The sequence below is a fragment of the Ruegeria sp. YTSA168 genome (assembly GCF_059610045.1).
In genome coordinates, this window is record NZ_JBXWMW010000027.1 from 1 (window position 1) to 8,979 (window position 8,979).

The following is an 8,979-nucleotide window of genomic DNA, read 5'->3' on the forward strand; positions in this document are numbered from 1 at the left end:
GCTTGGCACCGATTTCCTGAATCGGCTTCTTGTTCGCCTCACGCGCGATTTCGATGTCAGATTTATAGCTCATTGGGTTCTGGGCTCCGTGCAAAGTAGGTCGAACGAACTCAAACCCGCCGGTATTTGCGACCGGGGGTGGAATCGGATACTTTCTTTAAGGTAAATAAATTTTCCCACTGGTCAATATCTGAATTGCAGAGACTTTGACAGAAAGGACATTTTGGGCGCGATGGCACCATCGGCTCACGCGTAGCGTTTGCGCCCCGCGCTAAGCCCCAGTAACCAATCCTCAACGATGCGGCGTTCAGGAAATGTTTTGTGTGTTGGGCTCTTCAAAAGATAATACCCCGACTGTGTTCGCACCGATATGTCCTGGATTGGTCTAACCAACGCACCGCTTTCAAGCAGCGGGTCAACAAGATGGGCCCAACCCAATGCGACGCCCAAACCATCTACTGCCGCTTGTATAGAGAGAGGATAGGTGTTGAAGGCCACTGCGCGTTCCATCGATGCAGTGGGTATTCCATTGCCACTAAGCCAAGTATGCCATGTCATCCATTCCGCATGACTGCTCGTCACTTCAATCAGATCCAACTCCGGCAGGGCAGATAGAGTTGCCGCCTCTGGATTACTTAATAGGTACTCTGGGCTACAGATCGGGAACACCGTTTCTCCGAACAAAAGCTGAGCGTCATATCCGGGCCAATCCCCATCCCCACGCAAGATTGTCAGATCCATCGAGTCAGCTAGACACTCAGCATCGCTGTCGGAAGACACCAGTGAAATACGGATGCGGCCATTGGATTTGTTGAACTTGCGCAACTGCGGCATCAACCACAGAGACGCAACGGAATTGGTAGCAGAGATCGAGACCGTGTTGGCCTGATGCTTGGCCAGCATATCGCGACTGACATCCCGCATCAGGTCCAGCGATTTTTCCACGGTGGCCAACAATATGGCACCTTGCTGCGTCAGTGAAACCGATCGATGGCCTCTGACAAACAAGGGTACGTCATAGTGTTGTTCCAACAGACGTACTTTGCGACTGATAGCGGTTTCAGAAATATTCAGCACCTTGCTGGCCTGCGCAAAACTCTGCGCCTTCGCCGCGGCCTCAAAAGCCAGAAAGTAGTCGAGTGGCGGCAGAATCTTACCGGTAACTGGAGCTTTCTTAGGCATACGCGAGCTGATTCCCACTTTGGATGTATTCACAATCAAAAACATCTGCCCGCATCAGTTTGCTTTCGATCAGGCAACTGACTGTTAAAGTAGCGAAAAGTTGATTTAGCCTCAAGAAATTATAGCCAAAGCCCCGCAAATCTCTGTTCTGTGTTCAGCGCATTTCTAGGCAGAATGCACAAATTCGGGGCCGGAAGAGCCCTAACATCAAAATGAACGTCACTCAGGGAGCAAACATGAAACTTACAAACCTACTTTCTGCTGCAACCTTGGCAGCGATAGCGGGCACCGGAGCCAATGCAGAAGACAGCAGCGATCCGATCGTCATCCCAATTCATAACTGGTCCAGCCAGATCGTGATGTCGAATGTTGTCGGCCTGATCTTCGAAGAGATGGGCAACAATGTCGAATACGTCACCACCGACAGCCAAGCGGTCTACGAGTCGGTACGACTTGGCGATGTGGCACTGGAAATGGAAGTCTGGGAAGGCGCGTTTGGCGCATCCTACCGTGCAGCACTTGAAAAGGGAGGTCTGCATGATGCGGGTGATCATGACGCGGTCACGCGCGAAGATTGGTGGTATCCAATGTGGACCAAGGAGGCCTGCCCGGGCCTGCCCGATTGGCAAGCCCTGAACGATTGTGCTCACCTGTTTGCGACAGCCGAAACAGGTGACAAGGGCCGGTATCTGGATGGTCCAGTTGACTGGTTGAAGCATGGCAAAGAACGAGCCGAAGCGCTTGATCTGAACTTCACCGTAATCAACGCTGGCTCTGCCGCAGCACTTTGGGCCGAGATTGGCGCAGCTGAGGCCGAAAAAAAGCCGGTTCTCGTATTTAACTGGACGCCAAACTTTGCCGAAGCCGTCTGGCCCGGTGAGTTTGTAGAATTCCCGAAGTGGGAAGACGGATGCGACAAAGATCCGTCCAAGGGTCCGAACCCGGATGCCCTGTACGATTGTGGTAACCCGGCTTCCGGCTACCTGAAAAAGGCGGCTTGGGATGGCATGAAAGAAAAATGGCCAGCCGCATATTGCGCCCTGACCGAGATTTCTTTCACCAACCCACAGATTGCTGAGATGGCGAAGCTGGTCGACACGGATGAGCTTGAGCCTGAAGAGGCAGCCGAAGAATGGCTAGATGCCAACCGTAGTGTCGTTGATCCCTGGATCAGCGCCTGCAGTTCGTAACCCGTCCAAATACGACAATACTGGTGCGGCCTTGACCAATCCGCGATGCGAGGCCGCACTCAACAAGGAAGAAAAACAGCCATGTCAGCCACAGCGCCTGTGATATCAGCCAAAAATGTCTGGAAATTGTTCGGACCCTCGCCCGTGAGCTACCTGAACTCCCTGCCAGCAGGCCGTAGCTTTGATGAGATTCGTGCAGATGGGTACATTGCTGGGGTCAAGGACGTCTCAATCGAGGTTGGCCGTGGCGAAATGCTGGTCATCATGGGGCTTTCAGGATCAGGGAAGTCTACTTTGGTGCGGTGCTTTTCGCGCCTGCACGACATTACTGGCGGCACCATCGAAGTTGACGGTCAGGATATTATGAGCCTTAGCGAACGCGACTTGATCGAGCTACGGCGCAACAAGATGGGTATGGTGTTTCAATCCTTCGGCCTGCTGCCACATCGAACAGTTTTAGACAACGTTGCATTTCCGTTGGAGATGCGTGGTCAGGATCGTCATGACAGGCGCGAGCGCGCGCTGGAGGTCGTGAAGCTGGTTGGGCTTGAGGGTCGTGAAGAATATTTCCCGCGTGAACTCAGCGGCGGGCAACAGCAGCGTGTTGGTATCGCCCGATCCCTGGCGATTGAACCGGATATCTGGTTTCTTGACGAGCCGTTCTCGGCTTTGGACCCGTTGATCCGGCGCGAAATGCAGGACGAGTTTCTGCGTCTACAAGAAATGCTGGGAAAGACCATTGTCTTTATCACACATGATTTTGACGAAGCGCTGCGCCTGGCGGACCGGATAGCGATTATGCGAAACGGTGCGGTGGAACAGTGTGATACGCCGGATCAGATCGTCATGAACCCTGCCACGAAATACGTGGCGAAATTCACCGAGGACATCGACAAAGCCCGCGTGGTGCACGCGAAGGGACTGGCAAAGCCGGTCAATGGGCACGCCTTGGAAGGCGCGCCAATCAATGGCGGTTCGACCATCCACGAATTGGCGCGGGTTCTGGTCAATGACAACCGCATCCTGTTGCCGGTCGCCGATGATAAGGGCGTTGTCACCGGCGTTCTGGAACGCGATGCCGCGTTGAACGTTCTGCTCGGAGCCGAGTGATGGCGACGCTGACCACTGAACTGCCGGAAACTTCGGACAGACCGTGGGGACGTACCCGCGTGCTTACTGCTCTGTTGATTGCGGCATTTGCGCTGATTCTTGCTAAGGCTTTTGGTGTTCTGCCTGAATGGCTGAACCGCATCCCAGAGGCTGCAATACCGCCGACGGCACAGGTTTTGGACGCCATTTTTAGCTTCATTCAAACCGACCTTGGCCTAATTTATGTTACCCGTTTTATCGCTGAAGGCCCGCTTGAGTTTTTGCTGGACACATCCGCAAACCTTTTGGAGGGCAAGCGTCGCTGGCCCTATCTGGGGCCAATCCCATGGTCAGCAGTCGCCGCTGTTGCAGCTGTCGTCGGATATGCTGTTGGCGGTTGGAAGCTGGCCGCTTTGGGGGCCGGAACCTTCATCTGGACCGCAGCGATCGGACAGTGGAAGATGGCCATGCAGACAATGTCCGTCATTGTGGTTGCAGCACCCCTAGCCTTTCTGCTGGGTTTGACCCTGGGTATCGCTGCTTGGAAATACGGCTGGTTCGAGCGGATGCTGAAACCCATCTTGTCCGTTCTGCAAACACTGCCGTTTTTTACATATCTATTGCCCGCCGTGATTTTCTTTAAAGTCGGGCCAACAGCCGGGGCCGTCGCGACGATTACCTTCGCCATCCCGCCGATGATTCTGATGACCACTCTGGGCCTGAAGAAAGTCAGCCCCGAAGTGGTAGAAGCAGGCAAGATGTCCGGATGTACCCGCTGGCAGATGCTGCGACATGTCTATGTTCCCGCCGCGCGCACCGAGATTCTGGTTGGAGTTAACCAAGTGATCATGTTGTGCCTGGCCATGGTGGTGCTGACCGCTTTCATCGGCATGCCTGGCCTTGGCGCCAAACTGTTGGCGATGATGGGCAGCTTCAAACTCGGGCGTTCTTTTGAGATTGGTGTGACCATCGTTCTTCTGGCGGTCATGCTTGATAGGATGTCAAAGGCTTGGGTCATCAAACAGCCCGTTCATTTCGAACGTGGTACGCCGTGGTGGAAACGGCACCAGATCTCACTGATCGCGCTGGGTCTGTTTGTTGGGTTCACTCTGCTGTCGCAGGTCTTCCCGATCCTGGCCGAAGTCGGCCGCAAACAACATCTGAGCCAGGGCAAGGAAATCGACGCGGTGATCAAGTCGTTCCTGGCCATCGATGCTATCAAAGGGACAACCGAATGGTTGCGCTGGTTCCTGAACGTCAAGGTTCTGATCCCGTTCCGGAACACGTTGCTTGCCATTCCGACACCCGCTTTCATACTGCTGGTGGTTTCCTTTGCCTATTGGGTCGGTGGTCGCAAACCCGGCATCTATGCCGCAGTCTTCTTTATAATCGTGGCTTTCTCGGGCTGGTGGGATCGCTCCGTTATCACGCTCTACACCGTGATTTCAGCGGTCGCGCTGGCGACACTGATCGGTATCCCCCTGGGAGTTGTCGCGGCCCGATCCACCCGCTGGTCCAATAGCATTCTGCTGGCGTGCGACACCGCGCAGACCTTCCCAAGCTTCATCTACCTGATTCCTGCGATCATGTTGTTCGGCGTCAATGATGTGGCTGTTGTGTTCTCGATCCTGATCTTCGCCGCTGTACCGTTGATCCGGTACACGATTATTGGCCTCAGCAGCGTACCGCCGGAAATGACCGAAGCGGCCGACATGTCCGGCTCGACCCGTCGACAAAAGCTGATGTCGGTGCAGTTCCCACTGGCGCTGCCAACAATGGCGGTCGGGTTTAACCAGGCAATCATGTTCTCGTTCTTCATGGTCATCATCGCGGCGTTCATCGGCACGCAGGATCTGGGACAGGAATTGCAGCGGACACTGGCGGGCACCGAGTTGGGCAAGAACTTTGTCCTTGGGATGAACGTGTCGCTGATGGCGCTGACCTTTGACATGGCCATCAGCAGCTGGGCGGAACAGCGTAAAAAGCGACTAGGGCTAGACTGAGATGGCACAGCTACAAAACAGACGCAGTGTTGCCCGTTTCGACGATACAGGATTCATCCGGATGCGGATGAAGGGTCTGCCAGACGAGCAGGTTTGGTGGAAGAACGTCAGCTTTGATGAGGAGACCGGGCAAGGCAGCTATCTTATGAAGATGGCGCCGGGCACACGCTCGAACCCCTACATCCATCACGGACCAGAGGAGTTCTTTGTCCTTGAAGGCGATCTGACCGATCACGATGGGTTTTGCTATCGCAGAGGGGATTTCGTCAGCCTTGCCGTGGGATCCAGCCATTGCTCGCACACTGAGGCGGGCTGTCTTTTGGTGGTCACGCACCGCGGTGCGACGGAATCCATTCAGGAAGGTGTATTATGAATGTGAAGCCGGTTTTTGAAGTTCCATTCGAACGGAGCGGGGTACTGGCCCCTGGCCTTCCGATCCTGCCCCACGGGACAGAGCGCCACCCGATTCCAGGAATGGGGTCGCGCGCTGTTCCGATATCCAAAGGCGATACCATCACGCTGTTGGACCGCGATGGAATGCAACCGGCCGAAATGGTCTTTTTTGCTCCTGACCGGAGTTCCGACGCAGCCATGCTGGGCGCGCAGGGGCATGGGCGACCCGAAGGGTTGATTGCAACGCTGGCAAATGGCTCCGCTTCAGGGAAAAAGGTACTGCGAGCTCTGGAAACCGCCGGTTTCGAAGTCGGAAAAGGTGACGCAATTCGTGCTTTCACAGATGGGTCACGCCCCGGCGACATGGCGCATTTCGTCGCGGAAAACGATGGCCTTTTGATCGTCGCCGCACCCGGCAAGGCGATGCGCCCAGAGGACCACAATCCGCCCACGGATATCATCTTGTATATCCAGCGCTCCGCACCCGGATTGGAAAAGCCCGATGTAGGCCCGCCTGATCCGTTGGCTGATCCTTTGAAGGACATCAACATTCAGCCCGGCAATGCCAAGTCCTATGAGGTCAAAGCAGGAGAATTCATACAGATCGTGGATATATGCGGACGCGAATGTTCCGATTTCCAGGCCTTCAGCCGCCGTGCACTGGATCAGGGAATCGAGCGCGAAATTGACCCGACGACAACCCGCAGCCTGATGGGAAGTTTGTATCCTCAACCGGGGATCTTCTCGAAATACTGGTCGGTCGATCAAGAGCCTTTGGTCGAAATCGTACAGGACACTTGCGGACGGCATGACACCTTCGGCCTTGCTTGTACCGCGCGGTACTACGAAGACCTTGGCTATCCCGGTCACGTGAATTGTTCGGACAATATCAACAAGGATCTGGATCAGTATGGCATCAAGCCCCGCGGAGGCTGGCCGGCAATCAATTTCTTTTTCAATACAATGCTGGACGAGACCAACGCTATTGGAATGGACGATCCGTGGTCACGACCGGGCGACTTCGTCCTGCTGCGTGCACTGACTGATTTGGTCTGCGTCAGCACTGGATGTCCATGCGACATCGATCCGGCGAATGGCTGGAACCCAACCGACATTCAGGTGCGAACCTACAAAGCGACCGAAGATTTCAAACGATCCTACGGCTACAGAAAATCTGCGGAGGCGGATGTGGAAGAAACCAAAAAAACCGCGTTTCACGACTGCTTTGCGCGGCATACCCGTGATTTCGTCGAATACAATGGCTATTGGTTACCCAACACGATGACCAATCACGGCACCATTGCCGAGTACTGGGCCTGTCGAGACAAGGTTGCCGTCATGGACTTGAGCCCATTGCGGAAATACGAGGTTGTCGGACCCGACGCAGAAGAGTTGATGCAGCTTTGTGTGACCCGCAACATGAAAAAGCTGAGTGTTGGTCAGGTCGTCTATACGGCCATGTGTTATGAGCACGGCGGTATGATCGACGATGGTACAGTTTATCGTCTGGGTGAAACAAACTTCCGCTGGATTGGCGGGAACGACACCAGCGGATTGTGGCTGCAGGAGCAGGCACTCAAACGCCATATGAATGTCTGGGTGCGCAGTTCGACAGACCAGCTACACAACATCGCGGTGCAAGGGCGGCACAGTCGCGACGTTCTTTCCAAAACATTCTGGACGCCACCTCAACAACCGACGATCGAAGAACTGCCATGGTTCCGGTTTACCGTCGCACGTGTGGGCGATGTGCAGGGGACGTCAGTGGTTATTTCCCGGACCGGTTATTCGGGTGAACTTGGATACGAAATCTTCTGCCACCCGAACGATGCGGTAGAAATCTTTGACCGCGTTTGGGAAGCCGGTGAGGAATATGGCATCGCACCGCTCGGGCTCGCGGCACTCGACATGTTGCGGATCGAAGGTGGATTGATCTTTGCCGGATCGGAATTCGACGATCAGACGGACCCGTTTGAAGCAGGCATCGGCTTTACTGTGCCGTTGAAATCAAAAACCGACGATTTCATCGGACGGGCCGCGATCGAAGAGCGCAAGGCACACCCGCACCGCAAACTGGTTGGTTTCGAGGTCGAAGGCGGCACGGTCCCCTCGCCTGGCGATTGCGTGCGCATTGGAAAAGCGCAGGTTGGCGAGATTACAAGCGCAATGAAATCACCAGTTCTTGGCAAAGTAATCGCATTGGGCCGGGTTTCTGTTACCCATGCTACCATTGGGTCGGACATTGAAATTGGGCAGTTGGACGGGCAGCAAAAACGGTTGAAAGCCAAGATCGTTCCATTCCCGCATTTTGATCCGACAAAGGAACGTGTGAAAGGGATATACGCAGAAGTGACGGTTTCGGACGCTGCAGAGTAGCAGCTAAGAAAGGCGACGATATTCGAGTTGATCATGACCGATCGTTGCCAAGCCTCAAGAAAGCGCTCGTCATTCGACTGTGGGATTCTGTCTAAAACGGGCATTTTCAGATTGCCCCTCTTTCAAATCACCATGGTCGCTTTACTGGCGTTGTATTGAATACCCAGTTTAGCGGACGAATTTGATCGGATTACTATGCTGGAAAGCTACGAAACCACTGCTGTCGCTCCCGAAGGCGCAATTTGTGAAACCTTTATGGGCTTGGCTGGCACCAAGGGCATTTCATGCTTTTGGTCATTTTCGTATCGAAGCGATAACGCAGAGCTATTTTTTCGCGACGCTTGGCTTGAAGTTATTGGTTGTCGCGAAGGTGGCAGCCCATCAGTTTCCGACCCTGTGAACCACCCCGACAGCTACAACTTGCGGGAACTGATCACAGAGCTCGGCACATACCGCGTGTCGAAGAAGGACAAGAGTCAGCAAAACCAAACGGTTCTGTTGCGAAGTTTACCGAAGTTCAGAGAAATACATCCGACTTGCTTTGTTATGCGAGCAGTTCTCTGAATTGTTGAAAGGGACAGAGTCCGGGTTCTGTCGCAAACTCCGTCCCCAACCTGTCAGATTCGAACGCAGTTCTGTTAACGCGGGCTGGAATGTTCCAGGAGCAGGCCGTGACGATCTCATTTAAGGGTGCGCATTTTCCGAAAGACGTGATTTTGCACGCGGTTTTCTTCTACCTACGCTAC

7 protein-coding genes and 1 pseudogene are annotated in these 8,979 nt (G+C 54.3%); 7 read left to right on the top strand and 1 reads right to left on the bottom strand.

The window, feature by feature from the left end:
* Positions 1 to 246: 246 nt before the first annotated feature.
* Positions 247 to 1,227, bottom strand: a complete 981-nt coding sequence (locus AC2FFE_RS20715) for a LysR substrate-binding domain-containing protein (RefSeq protein WP_496821221.1) — start codon at positions 1,225 to 1,227, stop codon at positions 247 to 249.
* 191 nt (positions 1,228 to 1,418) lie between these two features.
* Here AC2FFE_RS20715 and AC2FFE_RS20720 point away from each other — a divergent pair, with 191 nt between their 5' ends.
* From AC2FFE_RS20720 to AC2FFE_RS20750, 7 genes and pseudogenes are all read left to right on the top strand, one after another.
* Positions 1,419 to 2,372 (top strand): ABC transporter substrate-binding protein, encoded by a 954-nt coding sequence (locus tag AC2FFE_RS20720; RefSeq protein WP_496821222.1) that lies wholly within the window; start codon positions 1,419 to 1,421, stop codon positions 2,370 to 2,372.
* Positions 2,373 to 2,453: 81 nt separating this feature from the next.
* Complete coding sequence (locus AC2FFE_RS20725; protein WP_496821223.1) at positions 2,454 to 3,482, top strand: quaternary amine ABC transporter ATP-binding protein; 1,029 nt, start codon at positions 2,454 to 2,456, stop codon at positions 3,480 to 3,482.
* Positions 3,482 to 5,464 carry an ABC transporter permease gene (locus AC2FFE_RS20730; RefSeq protein ID WP_496847596.1) on the top strand — a complete coding sequence of 661 codons (1,983 nt, stop codon included), beginning with the start codon at positions 3,482 to 3,484 and terminating at the stop codon, positions 5,462 to 5,464. The genes AC2FFE_RS20725 and AC2FFE_RS20730 overlap by 1 nt, the downstream gene beginning before the upstream one ends.
* 1 nt (position 5,465) lies before the next feature.
* On the top strand, positions 5,466 to 5,837 hold the full coding sequence (locus tag AC2FFE_RS20735; RefSeq protein WP_496847598.1) for a cupin domain-containing protein: 372 nt from the start codon (positions 5,466 to 5,468) through the stop codon (positions 5,835 to 5,837).
* Complete coding sequence (locus AC2FFE_RS20740; RefSeq protein ID WP_496821227.1) at positions 5,834 to 8,233, top strand: trimethylamine N-oxide demethylase; 2,400 nt, start codon at positions 5,834 to 5,836, stop codon at positions 8,231 to 8,233. The genes AC2FFE_RS20735 and AC2FFE_RS20740 overlap by 4 nt, the downstream gene beginning before the upstream one ends.
* A gap of 195 nt (positions 8,234 to 8,428) precedes the next feature.
* Positions 8,429 to 8,797, top strand: coding sequence for a hypothetical protein (locus AC2FFE_RS20745; protein ID WP_496821228.1), 369 nt, complete (start codon positions 8,429 to 8,431; stop codon positions 8,795 to 8,797).
* Between the two features lie 107 nt (positions 8,798 to 8,904).
* Positions 8,905 to 8,979: pseudogene (locus AC2FFE_RS20750) on the top strand (IS6 family transposase); the annotation flags it as partial.